General features: G+C 58.9%; 22 protein-coding genes and 1 other RNA gene. 10 read left to right on the forward strand and 13 right to left on the reverse strand.

Translation table 11 applies throughout. The annotated features are described in order from the left end of the window. Positions 1-95 precede the first annotated feature (95 nt). Positions 96-1,271 (reverse strand): pyridoxal phosphate-dependent aminotransferase, encoded by a 1,176-nt coding sequence (locus tag KI792_11670; protein ID MBV6633675.1) that lies wholly within the window; start codon positions 1,269-1,271, stop codon positions 96-98. Positions 1,272-1,387: 116 nt separating this feature from the next. Between KI792_11670 and KI792_11675 the strand changes: the two genes are divergently transcribed. Next, the gene (locus KI792_11675) at positions 1,388-2,083 is read left to right on the forward strand and encodes a DsbA family protein (GenBank protein MBV6633676.1); all 696 of its coding nucleotides are present in this window, start codon (positions 1,388-1,390) and stop codon (positions 2,081-2,083) included. 17 nt (positions 2,084-2,100) lie between these two features. Here KI792_11675 and KI792_11680 read toward each other — a convergent pair whose 3' ends face one another. Together KI792_11680 and KI792_11685 are read right to left on the reverse strand one after the other, a co-directional pair. Next, a complete protein-coding gene (locus tag KI792_11680) occupies positions 2,101-3,393 on the reverse strand; it encodes an OpgC domain-containing protein (protein MBV6633677.1) in 1,293 nt (430 codons plus the stop codon). A gap of 107 nt (positions 3,394-3,500) precedes the next feature. Next, positions 3,501-4,949: a tetratricopeptide repeat protein gene (locus KI792_11685; GenBank protein ID MBV6633678.1), complete on the reverse strand. Its 1,449-nt coding sequence runs from the start codon at positions 4,947-4,949 to the stop codon at positions 3,501-3,503. Between the two features lie 391 nt (positions 4,950-5,340). Here KI792_11685 and pepN point away from each other — a divergent pair, with 391 nt between their 5' ends. The 5 genes from pepN to KI792_11710 all read left to right on the forward strand — a co-directional run bounded on the left by pepN (position 5,341) and on the right by KI792_11710 (position 11,938). Then, positions 5,341-8,166 carry an aminopeptidase N gene (gene pepN, locus KI792_11690; protein MBV6633679.1) on the forward strand — a complete coding sequence of 942 codons (2,826 nt, stop codon included), beginning with the start codon at positions 5,341-5,343 and terminating at the stop codon, positions 8,164-8,166. Positions 8,167-8,261: 95 nt separating this feature from the next. Further along, on the forward strand, positions 8,262-9,332 hold the full coding sequence (locus KI792_11695; protein MBV6633680.1) for a TIGR00341 family protein: 1,071 nt from the start codon (positions 8,262-8,264) through the stop codon (positions 9,330-9,332). Between the two features lie 15 nt (positions 9,333-9,347). Continuing rightward, on the forward strand, positions 9,348-9,821 hold the full coding sequence (locus KI792_11700) for a GNAT family N-acetyltransferase (GenBank protein MBV6633681.1): 474 nt from the start codon (positions 9,348-9,350) through the stop codon (positions 9,819-9,821). Between the two features lie 194 nt (positions 9,822-10,015). Then, entirely contained in the window at positions 10,016-10,450 is a 435-nt protein-coding gene (locus KI792_11705) for a hypothetical protein (protein MBV6633682.1), read from the forward strand. A 72-nt stretch (positions 10,451-10,522) separates the two neighbouring features. Then, complete coding sequence (locus tag KI792_11710) at positions 10,523-11,938, forward strand: PepSY domain-containing protein (protein MBV6633683.1); 1,416 nt, start codon at positions 10,523-10,525, stop codon at positions 11,936-11,938. Between the two features lie 42 nt (positions 11,939-11,980). Here KI792_11710 and KI792_11715 read toward each other — a convergent pair whose 3' ends face one another. The 7 genes from KI792_11715 to KI792_11745 all read right to left on the reverse strand — a co-directional run bounded on the left by KI792_11715 (position 11,981) and on the right by KI792_11745 (position 20,402). Then, a complete protein-coding gene (locus KI792_11715) occupies positions 11,981-13,624 on the reverse strand; it encodes an ABC transporter ATP-binding protein (protein ID MBV6633684.1) in 1,644 nt (547 codons plus the stop codon). 8 nt (positions 13,625-13,632) lie between these two features. Then, positions 13,633-14,766 (reverse strand): ABC transporter permease, encoded by a 1,134-nt coding sequence (locus KI792_11720; GenBank protein ID MBV6633685.1) that lies wholly within the window; start codon positions 14,764-14,766, stop codon positions 13,633-13,635. A gap of 3 nt (positions 14,767-14,769) precedes the next feature. Continuing rightward, entirely contained in the window at positions 14,770-15,861 is a 1,092-nt protein-coding gene (locus KI792_11725) for a microcin C ABC transporter permease YejB (protein MBV6633686.1), read from the reverse strand. A gap of 15 nt (positions 15,862-15,876) precedes the next feature. Next, positions 15,877-17,751, reverse strand: a complete 1,875-nt coding sequence (locus KI792_11730) for an ABC transporter substrate-binding protein (GenBank protein MBV6633687.1) — start codon at positions 17,749-17,751, stop codon at positions 15,877-15,879. Between the two features lie 128 nt (positions 17,752-17,879). Beyond that, positions 17,880-18,671, reverse strand: coding sequence for a histidinol-phosphatase (hisN, locus tag KI792_11735; protein MBV6633688.1), 792 nt, complete (start codon positions 18,669-18,671; stop codon positions 17,880-17,882). Between the two features lie 54 nt (positions 18,672-18,725). Continuing rightward, positions 18,726-19,457 carry a cytochrome c family protein gene (locus KI792_11740; GenBank protein ID MBV6633689.1) on the reverse strand — a complete coding sequence of 244 codons (732 nt, stop codon included), beginning with the start codon at positions 19,455-19,457 and terminating at the stop codon, positions 18,726-18,728. Positions 19,458-19,643: 186 nt separating this feature from the next. Next, complete coding sequence (locus KI792_11745) at positions 19,644-20,402, reverse strand: alpha/beta fold hydrolase (GenBank protein ID MBV6633690.1); 759 nt, start codon at positions 20,400-20,402, stop codon at positions 19,644-19,646. A gap of 122 nt (positions 20,403-20,524) precedes the next feature. On the opposite strand from KI792_11745, the gene KI792_11750 reads away from it, so the two are divergent. After that, positions 20,525-21,406, forward strand: coding sequence for a prephenate dehydratase (locus KI792_11750; GenBank protein MBV6633691.1), 882 nt, complete (start codon positions 20,525-20,527; stop codon positions 21,404-21,406). A 9-nt stretch (positions 21,407-21,415) separates the two neighbouring features. Here KI792_11750 and KI792_11755 read toward each other — a convergent pair whose 3' ends face one another. From KI792_11755 to nudC, 3 genes are all read right to left on the reverse strand, one after another. After that, positions 21,416-21,865 (reverse strand): cupin domain-containing protein, encoded by a 450-nt coding sequence (locus tag KI792_11755; GenBank protein ID MBV6633692.1) that lies wholly within the window; start codon positions 21,863-21,865, stop codon positions 21,416-21,418. 93 nt (positions 21,866-21,958) lie between these two features. Beyond that, positions 21,959-22,402, reverse strand: coding sequence for a PaaI family thioesterase (locus tag KI792_11760; GenBank protein ID MBV6633693.1), 444 nt, complete (start codon positions 22,400-22,402; stop codon positions 21,959-21,961). Continuing rightward, positions 22,399-23,415, reverse strand: a complete 1,017-nt coding sequence (gene nudC, locus KI792_11765) for an NAD(+) diphosphatase (GenBank protein ID MBV6633694.1) — start codon at positions 23,413-23,415, stop codon at positions 22,399-22,401. Before nudC ends, KI792_11760 begins: the two co-directional genes overlap by 4 nt. 131 nt (positions 23,416-23,546) lie before the next feature. Here nudC and ffs point away from each other — a divergent pair. From ffs to KI792_11780, 3 genes are all read left to right on the forward strand, one after another. Continuing rightward, positions 23,547-23,643, forward strand: an RNA gene (ffs, locus tag KI792_11770) — signal recognition particle sRNA small type. A gap of 41 nt (positions 23,644-23,684) precedes the next feature. Next, a complete protein-coding gene (locus KI792_11775) occupies positions 23,685-25,547 on the forward strand; it encodes a DNA polymerase III subunit gamma/tau (GenBank protein MBV6633695.1) in 1,863 nt (620 codons plus the stop codon). A gap of 39 nt (positions 25,548-25,586) precedes the next feature. After that, positions 25,587-25,910 (forward strand): YbaB/EbfC family nucleoid-associated protein, encoded by a 324-nt coding sequence (locus tag KI792_11780; protein MBV6633696.1) that lies wholly within the window; start codon positions 25,587-25,589, stop codon positions 25,908-25,910. Positions 25,911-25,913: the final 3 nt, after the last annotated feature.

Below are 25,913 nucleotides of genomic sequence, written 5' to 3' on the forward strand. Positions count from 1 at the left end.
CGAAAGCTGGAAACGCTGTTATTTCACGGCGTTACATGTCAACAGTACTGACCAATTAAAAAACCCAGAAACCCGCGGATTCAATCCAGCAGGTATCAATTTGCCTGCATCCATTTAACCAAACGATCCATGGCCTGGGTCAGGCTTTCCTCCCCCCGGGCAAAGCAAAGCCGCATAAAGGCCTCACCGCCTGGACCGAAGGCGGTGCCCGGTGCCAGGCCAATACCGGCCTGATCAATCAGGTCAAAGCCCAGCTGTCGCACATCCTCAATCCCATCAATGGTGAAGAAGGCGTAGAAGGCACCATCCGGTGGGGTAAAGCGCACCCGGTTTAACCCGGCAACGGCATCGGCAACGATCTGCCGCCCCTTGGCGGCCCGGGCCACCTGTTCGGTAATAAAGTCATCGCCCTGATCGAGCGCCACCACGCTCGCCCGCTGCATGAAGGTGGCGACACCAGAGGTTGAGTATTGGATCAAGTTCTCAATCACCTGGCCCAGCGCCGGCGGTGCTTCAAGCCAGCCAACCCGCCAGCCGGTCATGGCCCAGTTCTTGGACATCGTGTTGACGTAGAGGATCTTGTCATCCGGTTCAGCGACATCATGGAAGGACGGCGCCCGGAAACCATCATGGGCCGCCCCGAAATAATACCGGGCATAGATCTCATCAGCGACAATCCAGAGATCGCGCTGCCTTGCACCCTCCAAGATCGCGCGCAACTCCCCCTCACTGGCAGTCCAGCCGGTTGGGTTGCCGGGTGAGTTTAGGAAAATCGCTGTGGTGTCCGGCCTGATCGCCGCTAATAGCTTCTCAAGGTCGAGCTGCCATCGATCATCTATGAAATCCATCGGCACGGTGATCGCCTCACCGCCCGTCAGCTCAATAGCGGCGGCGAAGTTAGGCCAGGTCGGCGTGGGAATAACCATCGAGGCGCCAGCACCAGCGACCGCGGCGATCGCCAACTGCACGGCCTGCATGCCCGAACCCGTGACGTAGAAGCGGTCATAGGTGAACGGGAAGGCCCCGCCATAGAGCCGCCGCATATAGTTGCTGATCGCCTCCCGCAACGGCGGGATACCGCGCTGGTAGGTATAAAACGTCTCCCCGGCATCGAGGGACTCAACGGCGCCCGCCCTGATGAATTCGGGGGTCGGCAGATCACCCTCCCCGGCCCATAACGGGATTAAGCCATCGCGCCCAATGCCATGATTGACCATCTCGACAATGCCACTCGGCGGTGCATTGCGGGCCTCAGGGCGAAGGCCACCCATCAATGAGTTGTTGATGTTCACGGACGCAATCTCCAAGGTGGGCGGCAATCGGCAGCGCCTGGTGTTAGCACCATCAATGCCATAGCAAAAACCACCAGCTCGAGATAGCGCGACCCATGACAGACAATGCCGCACCAGAAGGCGAAGATCAGGATCCAGCCGGCCCACAAGCGGCGCAGCTGGTCTATTTCGCTGACCCGATGTGCTCTTGGTGCTGGGGCTTTAAGCCGTCGCTGCTTGCCGTGTTGGAAACCTATGGCAGCCGGTTGCCACTGCGTATGATCATGGGCGGCCTCCGCGCCGGTAACACCAAGGCGATGGATGCTGAACAGAAGGCAACGATCCGCCAGCATTGGGAACATGTGGCAGAGGCCAGCGGCCAGCCCTTCCGCTTCGACTTCTTTGATCAAGATGGCTTTGTCTACGATACCGAACCCGCCTGCCGCGCCATTGTTGCGGCCGGGGAGATCGCGCCGGATCGGGTTATCCCCTATCTGGTCGCGGTGCAAAGCGGTTTTTATGAAGAAAACCGAGATGTGACGGACCCAGAGGTTCTGGCCGACCTCTCAGTTGATGCTGGCATTGACCGGGATGAATTCTTAGAGGCGTTTAACGACCCAGAGGTGGCGGATGCGACCCAGCAGGGTTTCGCCCTTAGCCAACAGATTGGCGTCTCTGGCTTCCCCACCGTACTGATCGGCGCTGATGAGACTGGCTATGACCTGCTCACGGCTGGGTTCCGCAAGCCCGACATTATGGTGCAGATGGTCGGTGACTGGCTAGAGCAGCACGGCCATGAGGCAGTGCAGTAGCACGCGCCTTCACAACCCTATCGCGCCGGAACGCCACCCTGCATGGGCGGCATCGATGCGGAACTCGACGTTGAGGTGACCGGCTCAGCAGGCGTTGGTTTCGGCGCCTTTGGCTTGCGCCAGGGTTGGCCTTTGAACCAGCCGACCAGATAGGCCGTGATGATCAAAAGACCAAAGCCGGTCAGGTTGACCGCGATGACTGTGTACCAATCCTTGCCCAGGTAATCGAAGGCGAAGCCACCAACCCGGCCCAGGACCATGGAGAGCAAGAACACGGCGAGCGATTGCTGCCCCACCTTGCGGATCACGGCGATCACCTTGGCTTTAATACCGCTGCCCATCAGGCGGCGGCCACCCTCACCCACCGCCGCATAGGCCAGATAGGCAAGTGCTAGAAAGTGGATGTAACGGAACAGGCCAAAATCGGTCTTGTTGATCACTGGCTTCAGCGATCTGCGCCATTCCAAAAGATCAGCGCCGAAGATCACAAAGTCGAGGCGATAAACCCGGAAATAGGCGGTTGGTACTGCCGCCAGCACAATCACCGCCGCCAGAATGACCAGCCGATAATCAATCGGCGGTGCTGGGATCCAACCGCGCATAAAGGCATAGCCGGTGAAGAAGACCAGCTGCCAGGCAAACGGGTTGAAGAACCATTCCCGATCCGACCACGGCTCCGCCGGCAGTTGCAGCATCTGGAAATGCGCCAGGGCATAGAGACCGGAGACGAACGCTAGAACCAGCGCCACATGCATGCGGGACAGCAGCATCACCACCGGCAGCAGGCATAGGATCACCAGATACATCGGCAGGATGTCGAAGTAGTTCGGCACATAGGTCAGCGTGAACAGGCCGACAATCTGGGGCATCGGGTTGTTGAAGAACGGGTAGAGGTTCAGCCTACCCACCTGGTCCTTCTCAACCAGCGCCATCTCATTCATCACCACCAACATGGCGGCGATGATGAAGAACAGGGCGATATGGGCCCAATAGACCTGCCAGACCCGGTACGCGACCCGTGCCGCGCCTAGGAACCAGCCGGCATTGTCAAACACCTTGCCAAAGGCGATGGCCGACGCCATGCCAGAGCAGAAGACGAAAATCTCAGTCGCATCGGAATAGCCAAACCGCGCTGGGATCCAGAGGGTCCAGGGATTTCCGGGCGTGTGGGCGAGTAGGATGATGAACATGCAGATGCCACGGAAGAAATCGAGCCGTGGATCGCGCACCCGTTCGGGGTTGCGGGCGGGTGGCTCAGCGAGCGCGGCACCCTGACCGGGTAGGGCGTTTGGTTGTTGCTGTTCGCTCATTACGTCACATCTATTGGCTGGCCCCAACGCCAGCACTCATCAAAAACCGGCCCGGATATAGGCCGCATCTTTCATGAAAACCAAGGGGGCTTTTGCTGTTTACGGCCCTAACCGAAGAGTTGGCTCGACCCCGCTATGGCAGGGGCTGCCATCTGGGTGATCGCCGCGCCAAGGCCAGCCGCCTGGGCACCGCGTGCCTCGTTAATCCGCTCAAGCCGGGTTAAGGCGAACCGATCAGCACTACCACGCAGGCCCGTCCGCTCCTTAATCAACTCACGCGCAACTTCACCACGACCGGCGCGTAGGGCGGCCTCTGTCATTACCCATTTGAAGACATCGCGTTGGGCGTGACTGCCACCGATGCGATACAGCTCCGGATTAGCGCGGACAAAAGCATCCAGGGCTGATTTGTAATCACCCTGCTTGAACGCAAGCAGGCCCAGCGCGGTCTTATGCGTTGCCTTGCGGGCCACCACGCCCAAATCACCAGGATCCGTGGCAGAGGTATTGGCTAGCTGCCCAATCAACGCCTCGGCATCATCCATACGGCCAGCCCCCAGAAGCGAGAGCATGTAGTGAAGATCGGCAAAGGCAAGGCATGCATCGTTGGTTCTGGCAGCGGATTTATCCGCCAGCTCATCCCAACGCTCGCCAACATCAACGCCCTCTAGCTCCAACCGTTGTAGCAGGGAGGCGCCATTGGAGATGTCGCGGAAATCGTCGGTCTGGTCGGCCCGCACCTCATCATCATAGAGTGCCAGCGCGCGGGCGGTATCGCCCTCTTCCAGATAGAACAGCGCCATATGCCACCAGACATGGCCGCCGAAATTATTGCAGTCGGACCAGGCGGGGCGATTATCCTCTAACCAGCGCAAACCAGCCTTGGTATCGACCTGCATCTCATAAACATGGGTGACGGCATGCAGGCCCCAGGCATCATCATTATTGATGTCTAGACCCCGCTTGCCCCAAGCCTCTGCCTCGCTATAGACGCCGGTTTCTTCGAGCGCAAAGGCGTAGCAGCCATAGACATAGCCAGCATGGGGGTGATCGGCTGGATACTCATCCAACACGGTCTCAATCGACCGGCGCATGCCGCGCGCATCACCAATCATAAAGCGGAAGGAATGCACCAATTTAAGAAGCAGGGCATCACGCGGACCAGCGTTTAGCGCCTGGTCGAGCTTATCAGCACCGGCGCGCCAGCGACCCTCAAGCATCAGGCCGAGCGCCTCAACGGTCACCCGCTCACGCTCACTGCCGCCAACCTCTTGTAGGGATGCAACAGCCTCCTCATGGGCATTTCGAGCGGCGTCCACCAGCTCACGGCGTGCCAGGACCAGCGCGCCAAGCCCCATGACTGCCCAGCCATAGGCGAATTGCGGCGCATCATTCAAAAGCGACGCCATCTTGGTGTGCAAATCCACCTTATGGCCCAGCACACTGCAGGAGATGTCCGCCCAGCGATCAACGAACGCCGCCGGGTTGGTATCCGCCCCGGGCGTCAGATCGCCAATGGTCAACTCATGGCCGTAAATGTCAGTGAGCGTGGTCATGCCGCGTCCAGAATATGTGTCGTCGTTGCTTAAGTTACGGCGCGTTCGCCAAATCCCCTAGACCCGATGACAAGTTCGTGAGCCTGGTTTACCGCCGCTTCTGATCACCCGGGTACGTTCAACGCACCCTGCGGTTGAGCGTGTTCTTAGTAAGCCAAACGCAAAAATCTGGGGTTTGAACTATCAACAACGTATTTGCACCGCACAATGATAACAGTTTGCGCACATATTGTTCCCCTCTTTCGTCACAAAATTGAAACGTTAGGTGTCATTGGTTTCGGCCCGCGCAACATCGCGGCGCCGCTCTCCTCCCCCGTCCCAATGACCAAGCAACGCGCCGTGCCCCCCAACGCACCCGGCAGCGACCCGTTTTGTGACCTGAGGAGAGAATATGCGCCCCAATAGCGCCAGCCCCGAACCATCCGCGCCTAAGCGCCTCGCTGATTACACCCCGCCCGGCTACCTGATTGATGAGGTCGATCTGAACATCGACATCCGGGACGATGCCACAACCGTGACATCCAAACTCGATGTGCGCCGTAACCCCGATGCGGCTGAGGGTGAACCGACCACCCTCCATCTGGATGGTGAAGAGCTTGAGCTGGTTGATATCAAACTGGATGGCAAGCCGCTGCAACCGGGCGACTACACCCGCACCGATACGGGCCTGCAAATCCCCGGTATGCCGGATGATGCCCAGCTGGAGATCACCACGCGCATCAAGCCGCATGAAAACCTGCGCCTTGAGGGTCTCTATAAATCCAACGACCTGTTCGTGACCCAGATGGAGGCCGAGGGCTTCCGCCGCTTCACCTACTATCCCGACCGTCCCGATGTGATGGCAAAGTTCACCACCCGGGTTGAGGGCGATGCCGACAGCCTACCGGTCCTGCTCGCCAATGGTAACCAGATTGATGCCGGCGTCACCGGTGAGGGCCGCCACTACACCACCTGGCGCGACCCACACCCAAAGCCAGCCTATCTCTTCGCGGTTGTGGCCGGTGATCTGGTGAAGGTTGAGGACAAGTACACCACCGGCTCTGGCCGTGAGGTGAACCTCGCGATCTTTGTTGAGCCAGGCGATGAAGACAAAGTCGCCCATGCCATGGACAGCCTAAAACGCTCCATGCGGTGGGATGAGGAAGTCTATGGCCGGGAATATGACCTCGACACCTTTCACATTGTGGCGGCCAATGATTTCAACGCCGGTGCGATGGAGAATAAGGGCCTCAACATCTTCAACACGAAGTATGTGCTGGCCAACCCAGAGACCGCGACTGACAACGACTTTGATGGCGTTGAGGGCGTGATCGCCCACGAATACTTCCACAACTGGACTGGTAACCGGGTCACCGTGCGTGACTGGTTCCAGCTGACCCTGAAAGAGGGCCTGACCGTCTTTCGGGATCAGGAATTCTCCGCCGATATGGGCAGCCGGGCGGTTAAGCGCATCGATGATGTGCAAGGCCTCCGCGCCGGACAGTTTGCTGAGGATGCGGGGCCAACCGCACACCCAATCCAACCAAAAGAATACATTGAGATCAATAACTTCTACACCGCTACCGTCTATGACAAGGGTGCGGAAATCATCCGCATGATGCACACGCTGGTGGGTGAGGAAGGGTTCCGGAAGGGCACCGATCTCTATTTCGATCGCCACGACAATTCCGCTGTCACAACGGAAGAGTTCATCTCCTCCATCGAGGATGCAAACGGCATCGATCTAAGCCAGTTCCGCAATTGGTATGACCAGGCAGGCACCCCAAATGTGGATGCCAAGGGCACCTATGACCCGGCGACAGAGACCTTCACCCTAACCCTGAAGCAACAGACCGACCCAACCCCGGGCCAACCGGAGAAGAAGCCATTCCACATCCCCGTGCGGATGGGCCTTGTCGGTGCCGATGGTCAGGATATGGCGCTGACGGTCGATGGTGAGGCAAAGGGCACCGAAACCGTCTTGAGCCTGACCGAGGAAGAGCAGACCTTCACCTTTACGGGCGTTAAGGAAGACCCGACGCCATCGCTGCTGCGCGGTTTCTCAGCACCGGTGAAACTGACCACCGATCTGAGCGAGAAACAGCTCCAATTCCTGGCCGGTCATGACAGCGATAGCTTCAACCGGTGGGAGGCGGCCCAGACGGTCAACCGCCACGCCATGCTGTCGATGATCGACGATCATAAGGCGGGCCGCGCGCTTGAGATGCCACCCGCCATGCTGGAGCAGATGCGCGAGAACCTGTCTGACCCATCCCTAGACGGCCAGTACAAGGCACTGATGCTGCGCACGCCAAGCTATACCGAGCTTAGCCAGGCCGTTGATGAGGTGGACCCAGACGCAATCCAAGCGGTTCGCAAATTCGTCCGCGAAGAGCTGGCGACCAAACTGGCACCGGAATGGCGTGAGCTGTCTGCCGCCACCAAGGCAACCGCGCCATTTGAGGCGACGGGTGAGCAGAAGGGCCAACGTGCACTGCATAACCTGGCGCTTGGCTACATGGCCGCCAACCCACGCGGTAAGGCGGTTGAGCAGGCGGTCAAACAGTTCGGCGAAGCTGACAACATGACCGAACGCTTAGCGGCCTTCTCCACCCTCGTGGAGACCAAAGGGCCTGAGCGTCAGCGGGCCATCGACCAGTTCTATGATGATTTCAAAGATCAGCCGCTGGTCATGGATAAATGGTTTGCCCTGCAGGCCATGAGTGGCCGCACCGATGCGGCTGGCCTGTCCAAGCTGATGGAGCATAAGGATTTCAGCCTAACCAACCCGAACCGCTTGCGTTCCGTGGTTGGATCCTTTGCCGCCGGTAATCCGGAGAACTTCCACGCCAAGGATGGCTCTGGCTACAAGCTGTTGGCCGATGTGGTGCTTGAGGTTGAGAAGCTGAACCCACGTACCGCCGCCCGCCTGTTGAGCCCAATGCGGCAATGGCGTCGCTTCGATGGTGAGCGTCAGGCCCTGATGCAGAAGGAGATGGAGCGGATCGCGGCCGTCCCTGGCCTATCCAAGGATGTCTATGAGGTCGTGACCAAGACCCTGGCCGCCCCACCGCGTGAACCCACCATGCCTAAGGATGCGATGCCGCGCCTGATGAGCCCTGACCCCATTCAGGTCTCACCACCAAAGGCCGCCGGTGATGTGCCGATTGATATCGAAGGCTTCCGCAAGCGGCGCGAGGGTGGCAAGCCGGAAGGTCCATCCATCCGTAAGCCGTAAAAGCGGACGGCCAACCAAAACCAATCGATTACAATCGGCACCAGTTAGCCTAAGCTGGTGCCGATTGCTTTTTCGCCTGCCCGCCCTGTCTCTTCATGGCGCTCCGCCTCATTGAAATCATTTCCGACAGCACCTCTGCCACGGCGGCCTCTGCGCTGGCCAAGCAGTATGAGGCCGTGTCGGTCCATGGCGGCCCGGTTAACGAGCAGGGGCGCCGCCGGACAACCGTGCTAATCGGCCGGGACCGACAGCAGGACTACCTCGACGCCCTGCAAGGTGCCTTCCCCAAGGATGGGGATTGGCGCATCGTCCTGATGCCGGTTGAGGCCGCCATCCCAGATCCTGAAAAAGAACGGGCCGAGAAGGACAAGGCCGCTAAAGAGATTGCCGAGAAAACCGGCCTAGAACTCGACCCTGAAGCGGAAAAAGAGAAAAAGGCCAAGGCGCGCAAAGCCATGCTCGCCTCCCGGGAAGAACTCTATAACGAGGTCACCAAGGGCGCAAAGTTGGACCAGAATTTCCTCCTGCTCGTCGTCCTCTCCGGCATCGTCGCGGCCATTGGCCTGATCGGGGATAATGTGGCCGTGGTTATCGGTGCGATGGTGATTGCCCCCTTGCTCGGCCCCAATCTAGCCCTCGCTGTTGGGTCAGCACTGGGTGACAAGGAACTGATGTGGCAGGCGATTAAGACCAATGCCGCGGGCCTTGGCCTAACCCTGGCCATGACGGTCATTATCGGCCTTATCTGGGGTACCGGCGCATTGGACAGTCCGGAGCTACTGTCGCGGACCGAAGTGAACCTCTCTGCTGTTGTGCTGGCCCTCGCCTCCGGCACCGCCGGGGTGCTATCCCTGACCAGCGGCCTCTCTTCGACCCTGGTGGGGGTCATGGTGGCCGTGGCGTTGATGCCACCAGCGGCGGTGGTTGGCATTACGTTGGGCGCCGGCCGCATTGACCTCGCCATCGGGGCCACCATGCTGCTGGCAATCAATATCGCCTCGGTCAATCTCTCAGCACAGCTGGTACTGTTGGCGAAGGGTATTCGGCCACGCACCTGGCTGGAACAATATCAGGCTAAACAATCGGTCAAGCGCACCATCTTAGTTTGGGGTGTGATGTTGGCCGTGCTGGTCGCAATCATTATTCTGTTACAGATCTTCGAATAGGGTTTAGTTGGTGGCATGGGAAAAGAGTTGAACTTCAAGCTAGATGATTTGACCGATCAGGCGGTGCTCGACCTCCTGACGACCCATCTTGAATACTCCCGCAGCATCACGCCGGTCTGCGCCTCCCATGCCATGGATGCCGAAGGCTTAAAGGGCAATGATGTCGACTTCTTCACCGCCTGGGATGGCGATGATCTGGTCGGTATGGGCGCGGTTCGCGATCTCGGTAAGAAACAGGGCGAGCTGAAATCCATGCATATCGCCCGGGCCCATCGCGGTAAGGGCTACGCGTCCAGAACACTAAAATTCCTGGTCGAACATGCCCGGGAAAAAGGCATGAACCGGATCAGCCTAGAGACCGGCGCCCATGACGGCTTCGCCGCAGCCCGTGCCCTCTATATCCGCCACGGTTTTGAAGAGAGCGGCCCATTCGGCGACTACGAATTCGATGAGAGCAGCATCTACATGACCCGTGAGCTGGGGCTGTAGATCAGCACACATCCTCAGTCGGCAGCAGTTCCGACAGCCATGGGCAACATCGCCATAACGTCTATATGACCCCTGGACTTATGCCTTAGAGCAGGGTGTGCGTTTTGCCGCTATCCCGATGGCCCAATTGCAAAGGCGGCAGGCATCCAATAGCGTCCGCTTATATTGAATAAGCATGGTTGCCATTGCACCCCATGACTGCGCGCGTCACCATCATTGTTGGTACGATACTCGCCCTGCTGACAAACGGGCTGGTCCCGGCTGGCTTCATGCCAAAGGTGTCAGAGGATAGCGGCTTTCTGGAGATGGTCATCTGTACCGGGACCGGTCAGAAAACGATCTATCTGCCGCTGGACGACGCAAATTCCGAGAACAACGACGACATGCCCTCTGATGAGGTCGATCACACCGTATGTGCCTTCGCCAATACTGTGCTGATTCAGCTTGGCGAGCCAACAGTCGTTGGATTGCTCGAACTACCGGTACAAGAGAACCAATGGGTTCTTGATCATCAGACGCATCGAGCACGGCTGCATGCCCTGCCGCCACCTTCACGCGGCCCGCCAGCATTGGCGCCTAATCAAAAACATATCGCCGTTGCGTCCGTCCTAGATACCAACACCGGGTAAGGCACTGCCTTAACCAATGTCTATGTGACTGCGCCCCGGCACCTGCTCACATAGACATTAGGACTGTTTTTCATGAACACCCAAAATGCGCCTCTCGCGTCTGAAATTGACGCCGAGGCATCGCGCAACAGTGCGTTTTACCGTGCCGCCTGGCGCTGGCACTTCTATGCCGGACTATACGTTGTTCCGTTTCTAATCATGCTGGCCATTACGGGCACACTGATCATGTGGAGCAGTGTGCTCTATGGCCGTGATGGCGAGGGCACCAAGGCTACCCCACAGGAGATTGCCCTACCCGTATCCGAACAGGCGGCCGCCGCCTTAGCCACGGTAAGCGATGGCACCATTAAGCAATACATCGCCCCTAAGGCCGATGATCTCGCCGCCATCTTTCGTGTCGATACTGAGGATGGCAGCGCCTACATGGTTGCGATCGATCCCTATACTGGTGATGTCGCGGGCAACATGAAGCGGCGTGAGAGCTGGTATGAGTTTTTCCGCGAAATACATGGCACCCTGCTAATCGGTGTTACCGGTGAACGGATGATCGAGATCGCCGCGTCACTGGCGATGGTGTTGATTGCCACCGGCCTCTACCTCTGGTGGCCTCGGGGAACTGGCGTTCTACAATCTTTGGCACCAAATCTAGCCTTGCGTGGGCGCCCCCTATGGAAGTCACTCCATGTCACCATGGGTGTTTGGACATCGCTGATCTTGGTAGTTTTCCTGATTACCGGTCTGTCATGGGCCGGTGTTTGGGGCAGCAAATTCGTACAGCCATGGAACACCTTCCCAGCTGAGAAATGGGATAATGTTCCCCTGTCTGATTTGACCCATGCCAGCCTAAACCATGGCGTCATCAGCGAGGTTCCATGGGCGCTAGAGCAAACCCCGATGCCAGCATCGGGATCTCAAGCCGGATTGGCTGGCATACCAGCGGGGACCCCAGTTACCCTCGATAATGTAGTTGGGTTTGCGCATCAGATTGGTTTTGACCAACGCTTCCAATTGCATTTCCCACGCGGGGAGACCGGTGTGTGGACCATTGCCCGCGATTCCATGAGCAATGACAGCGATGACCCCTACTCCGATCGCACTGTGCATATTGACCGTTACACCGGCAATGTTCTCGCTGATGTGTCGTTTGCGGATTACTCGGTTTACGCAAAAGCGATGGCCGTTGGGGTCGCATTCCATGTTGGCTTCATGGGCATTTGGAACCTGATCCTGAACACCCTGTTTTGCCTGTTGATCATATTCGTCTGCGTCAGCGGTGTGGTCATGTGGTGGATGCGTCGGCCCGCCAGCGCGGGGCGCCTGGTGGCCCCATCACTGCCTGCCAATATGCCACTTTGGCAGGGGGCGGTTCTGGTCGGTTTGATCCTGTCCCTGGCCTTCCCACTCGCGGGCTTAACACTCATCGCCGTGCTGGCACTTGATCTGCTGATCTTGTCCCGCATTCCGGTGTTGAAGCGGGCCTTCTCATAAACTGGCGATACAGTCCGGCCCCTACGACAGTAACGGGCCGGGCTAACCAGCCACCGCCTCTTCATGCACCGCCTCGATATCGAAGGCGGCCTTGATCAGGGCGCGGGTGTAGTCGGTTTGCGGGGCCTCAAAGATTTGTTCGACGGGGCCCTGCTCGACCACCTTGCCATCCTTCATCACGATGACCGAGTTGGAGAGCGCGCGGACGACCTTGAGGTCGTGGCTGATGAAGAGGTAGGCGAGGTCATGCTTGGCCTGTAGGTCACGCAGCAAGTCGACAATCTGCGCCTGCACCGACATGTCGAGGGCCGAGGTTGGCTCATCCAACACCACGAATTTCGGCTTTAAGATCATGGCCCGGGCGATGGAGATACGCTGGCGTTGCCCGCCGGAGAATTCATGCGGGTAGCGGTGCCGGGTTTCCGGGTCCAACCCCACCTCATTCAGCACATCGGCGATCATCTGATCTTCTTCCGCCTTAGAGCTTGCGAGCTTATGCAGGCGCACGCCCTCGGCAATGATCTCAGAAACCGAAAGACGCGGTGACAGGCTGCCATAGGGGTCCTGGAAGACCACTTGCATCTCACTGCGCAGGGGGCGAACCTCTGACCGGCTGAGGCCTTGAATATCCTTGCTCTGGAAGCGGATCGGCCCATCGCTATCAACCAGGCGTAACAGCCCCTGGCCTAGGGTGGTTTTGCCAGACCCGCTCTCCCCCACCACGCCAACGGTTTCACCCGGACGTACAGTGACTGGAATGCCGTCGACCGCCTTCACATGCCCCACAGTGCGTTTGATCACCCCTTTACGGATCGGGAAGTAAACCTTGAGGTTATCGGCTTCCATGATCGGGTTCTGATCACCATTGAAGGCGAGCGCCTGGCCCTTAGGCTCCGCGTCCAGCAGGCGGCGAGTGTATTCATGGGATGGACTGTCGAAGGTCTCGGGCAGCTTACCGCTCTCAACGATTAGCCCTTGGTTCATGACGCAGACCCGGTCGGCAACCTTACGCACCACGCCCAGATCGTGAGTGATCAGTAGCATGGCCATGCCGAGGCGCTTTTGCAGATCCTTCATCAGGCTCAACACCTGAGCCTGTACCGTCACATCGAGCGCGGTGGTCGGCTCATCCGCGATGAGCAGATCGGGCTCATTGGCGAGTGCCATGGCGATCATCACCCGCTGACGCTGCCCGCCGGAGAGTTCGTGCGGATAGGCACCGAGGCGTTTGGTGAGGTTGGGGAGGCCAACCAGCTCAAGCAGCTCAATCACCCGGGCGCGGGCCGCCACCTTATCAAGGCCCTTATGGATGAACAGCGCCTCAGAGATTTGCTTCTCGATATTATGGAGCGGGTTGAGCGAGGTCATCGGCTCCTGAAAGATCATGGAGATCTGATTGCCGCGCACATCGCGAAGGGTGTTTTGATCAGCGCCGATCAACTCCCGCCCGCGATACTTGATCGAGCCCGCAGGATGGCGTGCCACGGGATAGGGCAACAGCTGCAGGATTGAGAGGGCGGTAACCGATTTGCCCGAGCCACTCTCGCCCACCAGGGCCAGGGTCTCGCCGGGATGGATGTCGAAATCCACATCCCGCACGGCATCGGTTGCGCCAAAGCTGACCGCCAGATCCTTGATTGAGAGCAGCGGTTCGCCCGTCGCCTGGGTTGGCCGGTCTTCTGTCATCACGTCACTCATTGGGCCGGCACCTCGGCGGTCTTATCGGTCTTCGCGGCCTTTTCCTGAGCCAGACGCTTGGCTTCTGGGCCAACGGTCTTGGGCGGTGGTGGGGCCGCCTTACGCGGGTCAAACGCATCGCGCACGGCCTCCCCGACAAAGGTCAACAGGATCAGAATGATGGCGAGCGAGAAAAAGGCGGAGAAGCCAAGCCAGGGGGCCTGCAGGTTGTTCTTACCCTGGGCCACCAACTCACCCAGCGATGGTGAGCCTGGCGGCAGGCCAAAGCCTAGGAAGTCCAGGCTGGTCAGCGCCGTAATCGCACCCGAGAGGATGAAGGGCATAAAGGTGATCGTCGCGACCATGGCGTTGGGCAGAACGTGGCGGACCATAATGGTTAGGTCACCAACGCCCAGTGCCCGCGCCGCCTTCACATGATCAAAGTTACGGGCGCGCAGGAACTCCGCCCGCACCACATCGATCAGGGATAGCCAGGCAAACAGGGCCATGGCGATCAGCAAGCTCCAGAAACTAGGCGCCAAGAAGCTGGTTAGGATGATGAGCGCATAGAGGCTGGGGATGGAGCGCCAAATCTCGACAATCCGTTGTCCGATCAGATCAGTCAGGCCACCGAAATAGCCCATGGCCGCACCGACCAGCACACCAACGATAGAACCAATGATGGTCAGCACCACGCCAAAGACGACAGAGAGGCGGAAGCCATAAATAACCCGGGCCATCACATCCCGGCCCTGATCATCAGTGCCCAGCCAGTTTTCGGCCGAGGGGCCGGAGGGCACAGGCCCCTGAATGTCGTAGTTGATCGTATCGTAGGAGAAGCGGATCGGCGGCCAGATCATCCAGCCATTCTCATTGATCAGGTCGGCGATATAGGGGTCGCGATAATCCGCCTCAATCTCGAACTCACCGCCAAAGGTCGTCTCGGTATAGACGTTGAAAACGGGGGTGTAGAAGCCCCCATCAAACTGGATCAAGAGCGGCCGGTCATTGGCCACCCCCTCGGCAAACAGGCAGACCAGAAACAGAATGGTGAACAGGATCGACGACCAGTAGCCGCGTTTATTGGCCTTGAAATTGTGCCAGCGCCGCTTGACAATCGGGCTTTTGAAGATGCGATCTGAGAGGGCCATGACCTACCGCCCCTCAAAATCGATACGGGGGTCGACCAGGGTGTAGGTCAGATCACTGATCAGCTGGATGACCAGACCAAGCAGGGAGAAGAAGTAGAGTGTCGCAAAGACGATCGGGTAGTCCCGGTTCACAATCGCCTCAAAGCCCAACAGGCCGAGACCGTCGAGGGAGAAAATCACCTCAATCAGCAGGGCGCCGGTGAACAAGATGCCAATGAAGGCGCCTGGGAAACCAGCGATCACAATCAGCATGGCGTTGCGGAACACATGGCCGTAAAGGACCCGGTTCTCAACCAACCCCTTAGCCCGCGCGGTGATCACATATTGCTTGCCGATCTCATCCAGGAACGAGTTCTTGGTCAGCATGGTCAGGCTGGCAAAGCCGCCAATGACGAGCGCCAGAAGCGGCAGGGTCATGTGCCAGAAATAGTCGACCACCTTGCCCCATAGGCTCAACTCATCCCAATTGGGCGAGGTTAATCCCCTTAACGGGAACAGGTCGAAATACTGCCCACCGGCGAACAGGATGATCAGCAGAATGGCGAATAGGAAGCTCGGTATCGCATAGCCGACAATGATTACCGCGCTCGACCAGATATCGAAGCGGCTGCCATCACGCACCGCTTTGGCAACGCCCAGCGGGATACAAACCAGATAGGTGATCAGCGTCGTCCAAAGGCCGAGGGAGATTGAGACGGGCAGTTTCTCAATCACCAGATCGACAACCTGGCGATCTCGGAAGAAGCTCTCCCCGAAATCAAACACAGCGTAGCGGCCCAGCATCAGGAAAAACCGCTCCAACGGCGGTTTATCAAAGCCGTACTCCGCTTCCAGCTGCGCGATCAGTTCTGGGGGCAGGCCACGGGCACCACGGTAAAGCTGGTTACCCTCCCCGGCTTGCGCCTGGGTGCCGAGATCGGTGGTCGCCTCACCCGATACGCGGGCGGTGGCGCCAACCGCCGTGCCCTCAAGCTGGGCGGCCAGTTGTTCAATTGGGCCACCCGGCAAGAATTGGGTCATCAGGAAGCTGACCGCCATAATCCCGAACAGGGTTATGGGGATCAGCGCCAAACGCCGGATGATGTAATCGAGCATGGGTGGGGGAACCCTTTAGCGCTTCAAGTCAGTCTGAATTGTTGCGGCCTTGTCAGCGTCGATCCACCAGCGGGTCAGCAGACCCGGATCGCCGTAACGCGGCTGTTGGACAGGATGGCCGAACCGGCTCCAATAGGCGATGCGAAACGCCGCCAGGTGCCAGGCTGGGATATTGTAGTGGTTCGCTAGCAGCACCCGATCCATGGCCCGCGTCCGGGTAATCAGCTCTTCCCGGTTCGGCGCGGTGATCACCTTATCGATCAGCTTATCAACCGCCGGGTTTTTGATGCCAGGCAGGTTACGACTGCCGGGGGTGTCAGCGGCGGTCGTGCCCCAGAACTCCAGTTGTTCATTGCCTGGTGACAGGGACTGACCAAAGACGGTTGAGATCATGTCGAAATCAAACTCATCGACCAGACGCTGATAGGTGGCGGTGTCGACGACACGCACGGTCAGCTCAACCCCAACCCGTTCCAGCGTCTGTTTGTAGGCCAGGACGATCCGCTCAAAGGATGGAGAGTTGATCAGCATCTCAAAGGATAGCTGTTCACCCGTGCTGCCATTGATCAGCTTGCCCTCTTGCAGCTCAAAACCCGCCTGTTTGAACAGGCCAAGGGCGCGCCGGGTCATCCGACGATCACGGCCCGAACCATCGCTAACCGGCGCCGCATAGGGCCCCTCAAACACGCTGGCAGGCACGAACTCTGGGAACTCCTCGCGCAGGGGCTCAAGGATGGCGAGTTCTGCCGCGCTCGGCTTATCAACCGAGGCAAGTTCGGAGTTCTCAAAATAGCTGTCAGTTCGGGTGTAGCTGTCGAAGAAGATGGTGCGGTTCATCCACTCGAAATCGAACAGCTCAATCAGGGCCTGGCGGACCAGCGGGTCCTGGAACTTCTCGCGCCGCAGGTTGAAGGTGAAGGCCTGCATACCCTGGGGCAGGTCATGCTCAATCTCTTCCTTGATGATATCGCCACGCTCAACCGCCGGGATGTCATAGGCATTGGCCCAGTTGCGCGCCGTGTTCTCAATCCGGAAGTCCAAGGCGCCACCCTTGAACGCTTCCAGGATCACGGTCGCGTCGCGGTAATACTCAATCTCGATCCGATCGAAATTGTACTGGCCCTTAAAGGCGGGCAAATCAGCGGCCCACCAATCCTGAACCCGCTCCATCGCGATTGTTCGGGGGCTATCAACCTCGGCAACACGATACGGGCCACTGCCAAGCGGGGCTTCCAGCGTTGTATCGCCCAGGGTACGACCCTCGGCGGTCCAGTAATGCTCTGGCAGGATCGGCAGCTGGCCCAAGATCAGCGGCAGCTCGGTGTTACCGGCCCTCACGAAGTTGAAGGTGACGCGCTTCTCGCTCTCCGCCACCACATCTTCCACATCGGCGTAGTAATTGGCGTAAAGCGGGTGCCCGACCTCTCGCAGGGTGTTGAAGGTCCAGACCACATCGCTGGCGGTGATCGCCTTGCCGTCATGCCAAACCGCATCTGGATGCAGCTCAAAACTCACCCGGCTGTAGTCTTTCGGGAACTCGATGGTTTCGGCGAGGCCACCATATTGGGTGAACACCTCATCATCGCCCCGCTCCATCAACGCCATATAGAGGAAGCCAGTGCCCAGAAGGCGGCTAATGCCGGCGGCCTGGCCCTTGATGATGAACGGGTTGAGGCTATCAAAGCCACCAACGGCGCCCAGCTTGACTGTCCCGCCCTTCGGCGCATCGGGGTTCACATACTCAAAATGGGTGAAGTCAGGGCCATAGGCCGGGTCACCGGATTTGGCCGCGGCATGGCCACGGTAAACCTCGGCACCATCGGCGGCGATGGCAGGGCTGGCGAAACTGAACAGGGCAAGCGCGAGGGCTGCAGCAAGAAGGCGGGGCATGGACCATCCCGTCATGTCATGGCTCGAATTGAGCGGCGTGAACACCACCCATCAGACATAATGAATGGGGCAATGGAACGGCAAGGACAGCCGCCATAAATTTCGCGTCAGAGACAAGAAATCAGTGGTTAAGCCTGCAGAATAGCGCAGGCACCCTCATGCACGCCCTTATCACCGGCGGCGAGGATACGACCGTCGCTTTCCATGGTAAGTGGCTTACCGGCCCAATCGGTGACCATGCCACCGGCACCCTCAACCACCGGCACCAGCGCCATGAAATCATGGGGCTTCATACTGGCCTCAACCACGAGGTCCACAAAACCGGCGGCCAGCAGGCCATAATTCACCGCATCGCCACCGTAGGAGGTCACACCAGTCGCCTGGCTGAGGCGGTAGAAATGGGCCATATCGGCGCCCTGGAACATCTCAGGTGAGGTGGCCCGCATATGGGCGCGGTCCAGGCTGCGACAGCGGCGGGTCACGCCACGCTGTCCATTAAACAGGGTCGTACGACCAGCGGCACCCAGCCAGCGATCACCGGTAATCGGCTGATCAATCAGGCCCAGCACCGGCTTGCCCTTATGAAGGGCTGCAATCAGCGTTGCGAAGGTTGGCAGGCCAGCAATAAACGCCTTGGTCCCATCAATTGGGTCAATCACCCAAACCCATTCAGCATCAAGCCGTTCAGAGCCATGCTCTTCACCCAAGATGCCATCCTGGGGGCGTTCAGCGGCCAGCATCTCACGCAGGGCAGCTTCAATCGCCTTATCCGCCTGGGTTACGGGGCTGTCATCCGGCTTGTACTCGGTTGCGAGTGCGGCACTCCGCCAATAGGGCGCAATCACCTCACGTGCACGCTCAGCCATGTTCTCGGCGAGCGCCACAATATGGGCAGAGCAGGTTTCGATCTGCGCAGACATAAGCCGGTCTATCGCTTGTCAGCTAGTGGGAGAGGCACCGACACGAACTAAAGATTACTGAGACTGATCGTCGGAGGTGACGTCATCAATCGCATCACCCACAGCATCAATCACGGTATCAACGCCATCACTGACGGCATCCACCGCATCCTGTGCGGCATCTTCAATCGCTTCAGCGGTCGCATCACCGAGGTTCTCTTCGGCTGCCTCAGCAACATCATAGCCAAGGTCAACAATCTCTGCCTGAATACGTGCCTCATCTGGCAAGGCCACTGGGCTGCCGGACAGGGAACGCATATAGGCGATAAGATTGGCGCGATCCTCTGGGTCTTTGAGGCCGACATAGTTCATCTTGGTGCCCGGCACATAATCCTTCGGACGATAAAAGAACTTGTTCAGCGCCTCATAGGTCCATTCCCCCTCAAACGCCGCGAGGGCGGAGGAGTAGGAGTAGTTGTCCAGATGCGCCTTGGAGGCATTCACCACGTTGTAGAGGTTCGGACCAACCCGGTTCGGGCCACCCTCATCAAAGCTGTGGCAGGCAGCACAAGCACGGGCAACACCGGCACCGGCGTCAACATCGGCGGTTGCCAGCATGGCCAAGATTGGCTCTGGACCGGTGGGGCCAGATGCAACCACCGCTGTCTCAACACCGCTGATTTCAAGCGCCGTCTCATGCGGGGCTTCCGGGTGCACGATCTTGCGCGAGATAAAGCTGGCCATCATTGCCACGAGGCCGGCCATGATTAGCGCGCCAAAGATTTTGTTGTTTTCCAAGCTGCCCATGACAGTCGCCCATGAACCTAGAGTAAGTGCAAACGGCGAGCGGATGGTGCATCGCCGAAGATATGTCACCGGGGAAATTAGCGACGCGCCAACGGCTTGTCGATGGTCAAGAATGTCCCGGGTAAAAAAGCTTAGCCGCCTTTTGATAAGGATCAATAAATCCCCAGTTTTCCGCGGATAGCTAGATCAGAAACGCGCAAACCAGCGATGCGTCTTATCCAGCAGCGCCGATAAGGCCGCCGGGTTGGTGAAGCAATGATCGGAATCAGGGATCAACTCGCGGCGGTTTTCCGGGTGCCCGGCACTATGCCAAGAGCGGGGATCCTGCTGATAAACCTCAAACTCATCCCCCTCGGCGGCGCTTAACACCTGAACCGGCACATGCAGCTGCTGGGATAGGACGAGGCAGTTCTCAGCGTTATAGGCGGGGCCTGTTCCCTCGGCCACCATCGCCTGACCGACCACAACCTCAACACCGCCGAAGTTTAGGAGCGCGACGTCACCGCGATCCTCCACTGCCATCTGTTGCCAAATGGCCGGCAGGTTGAAGGAAGGATCCCAAAGGCAAATCGCCCGGGCCTTTTGTGGCTGGGCCCGCATGACGGTTGGCCCGCCATAGCTATGACCGATGATAAACAGCTGCTCATAACCCGCAGCGGGGCCTTCCAGAACCGCGCGTACATCCTGTGCATGGGTATCGAGGGTACAGTGGCGAAGTGGGAAGTCTTGTGACTGCAGGTTAAAACGCAGCACATCGTAACCAAGCGCGACAAAGTAGGGCGTGGCCTGCTGGTGCAGATGCTCATCCATCGAACCGGTAAGGCCATGAACGATAACAATCGCCGGGCGTGGCGCCGTGTGATCCGAACTGAAATCCGTCCGCCCGGCAATCTTATGACCGGTTTCAGACGTTATGGACCAATGTTTCGTTGTGATGTCGGACACCCGATACCTCGCTCCTATTGCTAGCATTTATGCAGCAGCATTTGACGGGCGGCATGCCACACTATTAAGCCTGCCTCCACCGCAAATTCTGCGGCCAACCCGCTATCCAGTGCTGACCCGTCATGTCCTCACCTGACCAAACACCAGAACAAACCATCGCCTTCCAGGGTGCCAGCGGCGCCTATTCTGACCTGGCCTGCCGGAACCGATTTCCGGAAATGACCACCCTACCCTGCCGGTCATTTGAGGATTTGTTTGGTGCAGTCACCAGCGGCAAGGCCAAGCTGGCCATGATCCCAATTGAGAACTCACTGGCGGGCCGGGTTGCCGATATTCACCGGCTGATCCCGGATAGTGGGCTGAAGATCATTGGTGAGCATTTTGCCCGTGTGCACCACCAACTGCTTGTGATGCCTGGGGTTAAGCGTGAAGACATCAAATCCGTGCACAGCCATGTTCACGCCCTCGGCCAATGCCGCAAGATCATCGGTGAGCTAAACGCCAGTTCAGTTGTTGAGGCGGATACGGCTGGCTCAGCTGCGGATCTGGCCAAGCATCAGCAACGCGACCGGGCGGTCATCGCCTCAAGCCTGGCAGCAGAGATCTACGGCTTAGAAGTGTTGGCCAAAGATGTAGAGGATGCGGACCATAACACCACCCGCTTCGTCATCATGACCCATGAGGAAGATCGCCCCGCCGCCGACCCCAGTAAGGACATTACCCCCAATACGGTAACCAGCTTTGTCTTCCGTGTGCGCAACATTCCAGCCGCCCTCTATAAGGCGATGGGCGGTTTTGCCACAAACGGCGTCAACATGACCAAGCTTGAGAGCTACATGCTCGGCGGCGATTTCCACGCCACCCAGTTCTATGCCGATATTGAGGGGCACCCGGACGACCGCTTGGTCGCCCTAGCGCTGGAAGAGCTGGCGTTCTTCGCCGCTGAGCTCAACATCATGGGCGTCTATCCGGCCCATCCCTATCGCTACGAGAACCGGGATTAAAACTGCCCGTTAGAAGGGCCGCTTATAGACATCGAAGCCCAGAATGACGACGGTCTGATCGCTCTCATTCTTCCACCAGTGATGCAGGCCATCAAACTCTGGTGAGACATCGCCAGGGCCTAGGGTATGGGGCTCCGTTTCGTCAGAGCGATACTCAACAATCTCGCCTTCAATCACCACGGCAATGGCCGGGCGACCATCATGATTGTGAAGCGGAATTACACCGCCTGGCGCCACCTCAAACCGGCGCAAACGCACCGAGTGGCCTTCAACGGATGGGATCTCGCCATCAAGCTTCCCCTCGGTTAACGGCATGACCTTAAGACCCTTGGCGCGCCGCTCACCGTCTGTGGCGGCACCCAGATCGTGACCCGGATCGGCCAAAGCCTGGCCAGTGAAGAAGAGGCCAAGCACCAAGGTAACGGCGGCAAGACGAAGGGTGAGGTTGGAAATCTGCATGTTCGGCGCTCCCAGGGCAGATCAGCGGGTTTGAACTCGCCAGATCGAATACCCGCAGCCAAGGATCAGGTAAATTCACCACTGAACACGGCTTTAAGAGCGGGCGTGAGCAAGCACCATCATGGTGGCGGTCATGATCGCCATGGGCTTGTCAGCCTGGCCCGGCGCATAGAGCGACCCTTGGGTCACGATCAGCTGACGTCCGGGTTTTAGAACCTTTCCCTCTGCCACAAACTGTTCCCCCGCTGCAGGGCTCAGCAGGTTCACCTTAAACTCAGCCGTGAGCATCAGGGCGTGGTCGGGGATCAGCGAGATCGCAGCAAACCCGCAGGCGCTATCCATCGCCGTTGTCGTCACCCCACCATGGACATAGCCATTCTGCTGGGTCACCGCCGATGACATGGGAAACCCAATAACCACCCGGCCAGGCTCAAGGGTCGTCAGGGTCATGCCTAAGGCGGCCATGGCACCCTGGGCGTCAAACTCCGCCTGCACACGGGCGGCATAGTCCGGATCCTTGGGCTCAAACACCGTCATGGGTTCACCTTACCGTCCAGCCAATCGTCGAGCAGGCGGCGCGCGATAGAATCCTCACGCGGTACGGAGAACTCGGGTGGGTTCTCAACATCAAAATCGGCGCCATTCTCTTTCAGCCAATCGCGGCTGTACCAATCGGCGCTGGCCATTTCTTCCGGGTCGAGGGTGATGTCAAAATCCGTCGCCCTGGCATAGAAGCCGAGCATGATCGATCCGGGAAAGGGCCAGGGTTGTGAGGAGTGGTAGCGGATATCCGTCACCGTCACGCCAACCTCTTCCATAACCTCGCGCGCGACCGCATCCTCAAGGCTTTCCCCAGGCTCAACAAAGCCAGCCAGGGTCGAATGCAACCCGGGTGGCAAACGGTGGCCACGGCCCAGCAAGCAGCGATCAGCGCCATCGGTCACCAACATAATCACCGCCGGATCGGTGCGCGGGTGATGATGGGTTGGGCCCTCAGGCGTGCAGTCAGGGTTGAGGCAAGCACGGACAAATCCAGCCTCACGCAGCGCCGTTGGCCCACCACAAACCCCGCAGAACTTATGCTTTTCATGCCAGGTGATCATGCCACGGGCATAGGCCATCAAGGCCGCCTCACCCGCATTGAGCAATGGCCCAATTCGGCGCAGATCGACAAAGGCGCCAAGCTTGTTCAGCGGCTCAAACTCTTTGGGATCAGGGATCTGCGACAGGTCGATCGCAAAATAGGTGTAGGGCTCTAACGGGCCATCGCCATCCGGGTCAGGGGACTCGCCCAACAGTATCGGCGCGCTCGCCGTGTATTCAGGCCACCAATCAACCTGGGGCGAGATATAGACTGGCTTCGGCTCACCGCGTTTTTCGGCGGGCTGGCGCTCAATCAAATGCTTGCCACGCCAAACCGGCACAAAGCGCGTGTTGGGCGCGTAAAGCCGTTCGGCATAAAACTGTGGGTCCCGCCGCTTAATCGACAGGCGATCAAGGTTCGGGTGGCTGTACCAATTTCCACCATTTAAGGGCGCATCTCTAAGCATCTGCGTGGCTTAGCAGAGGGTTGTTCAAGCCGCCACCCCCAAGCTGTCAGCCCAGCCCAAACAAAGATGACGGGGAAAAGGGATAAAAACCCCCTTGTTTTTGCCGCCGTGAGCGCCTCTATTGAGGGGTGGAAGGCTGGCGGCGGGCGGTGCCCTCGCCAACCCGGTCAGGTCCGGAAGGAAGCAGCCGTAACGAGTTCGCTCCGGGTCGCCTGTCCAGTCTTCCACTCTAATTCTTGAAGCCAGTTTCGCCCCTGGATAGCCCTCTTATGGACTCTGCCCTGCCCGGTCTCGATATACCGGCCGCTGAAGATGCGGCAGGCTACCGCGTGTTGGCGCGGAAGTACCGGCCCCAGAGCTTTGACACGCTAATCGGGCAAGAGGCGCTGGTCCGCACACTACGCAATGCGATTGCCTCTGGCCGTATCCACCATGGCTATATGCTGACCGGTGTGCGCGGTGTCGGTAAGACCACGACCGCCCGGCTGATTGCCCGCGCGCTGAACTATGTGGGCCCCGACGGCACGGGTGAGGCGACGGTCGGTGCGACCGATGATTGCCCGGTTTGCCAGGCCATTGCCGAAGGCCGCCATGTCGATGTGATCGAGATGGATGCCGCCTCAAACACTGGTGTCGATGACATCCGTGAGGTGATCGATGGCGCCCGCTACGCCCCGACCGAAGCGCGGTACAAAGTCTACATCATCGATGAAGTGCACATGCTCTCTAAGAACGCCTTCAACGCCCTGTTGAAGACGTTGGAAGAGCCGCCACCGAGCGTGATCTTCATCTTTGCCACCACCGAGATCCGCAAGGTGCCGGTGACGGTACTGTCGCGCTGCATGCGTTTTGACCTGCGCCGGGTGCCAGCCGAGCTACTGCTCGAACATTTTGCCAGCATCGCCGAGAAGGAAGCGGTGTCGGTTGAGGCCGAGGCCCTCGCCCTGATCGCCCGCGCTGCCGATGGCTCCGTCCGTGATGGTTTGAGCCTGCTTGACCAAGCGATTGCCCTTGGTGATGGCAAGTCGGTCAGCGCTGAAGAAGTGCGCGATATGCTGGGCCTGGCCGACCGTCAGCTGATCTTTGATCTGATGGAAGCGGCCGTCGCAGGTGATGCTGAGAAGGCGTTGGAAACCTACGGCATGTTGCATAATGCCGGGGCCGAAGGTGTCACCGTCATCCAAGACATGCTGGAGCTGGTGCATTTCATCACCCGCTGCGCCCTGGTGCCAACCGCCGCCAAGGGCGCTGACGTGCCCGAGGCAGAAGCCACCCGCGCCGCCGGAATGGCAGAGCAATTGGCCATGCCAGCCCTGACCCGCATGTGGCAAATCCTGATGACCGGCCTGGGCGAGGTTCAACGGGCACCGGAGCCGCATATGGCTGCCGAGATGGTGATCCTGCGCCTCTGCCACAGCGCTGGCCTGCCCGACCCATCTGATCTGATTAAGCGCCTAACCGATGGTGAGCTGACCACTGGTCGCGCCACGCCTGCCGGTGCGGGTGCTGCCAGCGGGCCAACAGCCAACCAGAACGCACCGCAGCCAATGGGCGCCCCGCCCCAGCGGGTTAGCAATGGCAACACCGCCCTTAAGCTGGCGCCAACACCGGCACAACCAGCGCCGCAGCCAGTAACACCACAGGCCTTGCCTGGCCCTGACAGCTTTGCCGCCGCAGTTGCCCTGCTTGGCGCGCATAATGAGCTGCGCCTTGAGGCAGAGTTTAAGCTCGATGCCCGGCTGGTGTCCTTTAGCGAGGGACGGATTGAGCTGGAAGAGAACGGCCTGATCAACAGCAATCAGGCACTTCGCTTTGCCCGGTTTTTGAGTGATACGACCGGCTCCCCCTGGGCGGTGGAGCTGGTGGACCAGCCCGGCCTCGACCCGCTGCGCGCGAATGAGAAGGCCGCTGAAGAAGCTGAGATGGAGGCGATCAGGCAGCATCCGCTGGTCGCCGCTGTGCTGGAAGCCTTCCCCGATGCCAAGATTGAACGCCGGGAAATTGCCGATGAGGCTGACGATGCGGCCCCGCTGGCCAGCGAGGACGCCATGCCCGGCGACCCAGACCTAGACATGACCGAAGCCCCGTTTGATCCAGATGATCCCGGCTTCGATGATGATTACGACTTCTAATCCCTACAATCTGATCAAGCCCAAGAGGCCTTAAGCGTGATGAAGAACCTTCAGCAAATGATGAAGCAGGCCCAAGAGGCCCAGACCAAGATTGCCGCGATACAAGCTGAGATCGAAGCAATGGAGATCACAGGTGAGGCCGGCGGCGGCGCCGTTAAAGTTGTAATGACCGGTAAGGGCATGGCGCGTTCGGTTGAGATCGATAAATCCATGATTGATCCCGAAGACAAAGAGATGCTGGAAGACCTGCTGGTCGCTGCGATCAACCAGGCTCGCACCAAGGCTGAGGAAGAAACCCAGCAACGCATGGCCAGCTTTGCCCAAAGCATGGGCCTGCCACCCGGCATGAACCTGCCGTTCTGATCC

Source organism: Alphaproteobacteria bacterium SS10, assembly GCA_019192455.1.
Lineage (GTDB): Bacteria > Pseudomonadota > Alphaproteobacteria > TMED2 > TMED2 > TMED2.

What these genes read in the sequence shown, in the direction of transcription:
- KI792_11685 (MBV6633678.1), bottom strand. Translation starts at nt 4,949, where the DNA reads ATGACCACGCTCACTGACATTTACGGCCATGAGTTGACCATTGGCGAT.
- KI792_11680 (MBV6633677.1), bottom strand. Translation starts at nt 3,393, where the DNA reads ATGAGCGAACAGCAACAACCAAACGCCCTACCCGGTCAGGGTGCCGCG.
- KI792_11710 (MBV6633683.1), top strand. Translation starts at nt 10,523, where the DNA reads ATGAACACCCAAAATGCGCCTCTCGCGTCTGAAATTGACGCCGAGGCA.
- KI792_11715 (MBV6633684.1), bottom strand. Translation starts at nt 13,624, where the DNA reads ATGACAGAAGACCGGCCAACCCAGGCGACGGGCGAACCGCTGCTCTCA.
- pepN (MBV6633679.1), top strand. Translation starts at nt 5,341, where the DNA reads ATGCGCCCCAATAGCGCCAGCCCCGAACCATCCGCGCCTAAGCGCCTC.
- KI792_11780 (MBV6633696.1), top strand. Translation starts at nt 25,587, where the DNA reads ATGAAGAACCTTCAGCAAATGATGAAGCAGGCCCAAGAGGCCCAGACC.
- KI792_11750 (MBV6633691.1), top strand. Translation starts at nt 20,525, where the DNA reads ATGTCCTCACCTGACCAAACACCAGAACAAACCATCGCCTTCCAGGGT.
- KI792_11740 (MBV6633689.1), bottom strand. Translation starts at nt 19,457, where the DNA reads ATGGGCAGCTTGGAAAACAACAAAATCTTTGGCGCGCTAATCATGGCC.
- KI792_11755 (MBV6633692.1), bottom strand. Translation starts at nt 21,865, where the DNA reads ATGCAGATTTCCAACCTCACCCTTCGTCTTGCCGCCGTTACCTTGGTG.
- KI792_11730 (MBV6633687.1), bottom strand. Translation starts at nt 17,751, where the DNA reads ATGCCCCGCCTTCTTGCTGCAGCCCTCGCGCTTGCCCTGTTCAGTTTC.
- KI792_11695 (MBV6633680.1), top strand. Translation starts at nt 8,262, where the DNA reads ATGGCGCTCCGCCTCATTGAAATCATTTCCGACAGCACCTCTGCCACG.
- KI792_11760 (MBV6633693.1), bottom strand. Translation starts at nt 22,402, where the DNA reads ATGACGGTGTTTGAGCCCAAGGATCCGGACTATGCCGCCCGTGTGCAG.
- KI792_11705 (MBV6633682.1), top strand. Translation starts at nt 10,016, where the DNA reads ATGACTGCGCGCGTCACCATCATTGTTGGTACGATACTCGCCCTGCTG.
- hisN (MBV6633688.1), bottom strand. Translation starts at nt 18,671, where the DNA reads ATGTCTGCGCAGATCGAAACCTGCTCTGCCCATATTGTGGCGCTCGCC.
- KI792_11775 (MBV6633695.1), top strand. Translation starts at nt 23,685, where the DNA reads ATGGACTCTGCCCTGCCCGGTCTCGATATACCGGCCGCTGAAGATGCG.
- KI792_11670 (MBV6633675.1), bottom strand. Translation starts at nt 1,271, where the DNA reads ATGGGTGGCCTTCGCCCTGAGGCCCGCAATGCACCGCCGAGTGGCATT.
- KI792_11700 (MBV6633681.1), top strand. Translation starts at nt 9,348, where the DNA reads ATGGGAAAAGAGTTGAACTTCAAGCTAGATGATTTGACCGATCAGGCG.
- KI792_11725 (MBV6633686.1), bottom strand. Translation starts at nt 15,861, where the DNA reads ATGCTCGATTACATCATCCGGCGTTTGGCGCTGATCCCCATAACCCTG.
- KI792_11675 (MBV6633676.1), top strand. Translation starts at nt 1,388, where the DNA reads ATGACAGACAATGCCGCACCAGAAGGCGAAGATCAGGATCCAGCCGGC.
- nudC (MBV6633694.1), bottom strand. Translation starts at nt 23,415, where the DNA reads ATGCTTAGAGATGCGCCCTTAAATGGTGGAAATTGGTACAGCCACCCG.
- KI792_11720 (MBV6633685.1), bottom strand. Translation starts at nt 14,766, where the DNA reads ATGGCCCTCTCAGATCGCATCTTCAAAAGCCCGATTGTCAAGCGGCGC.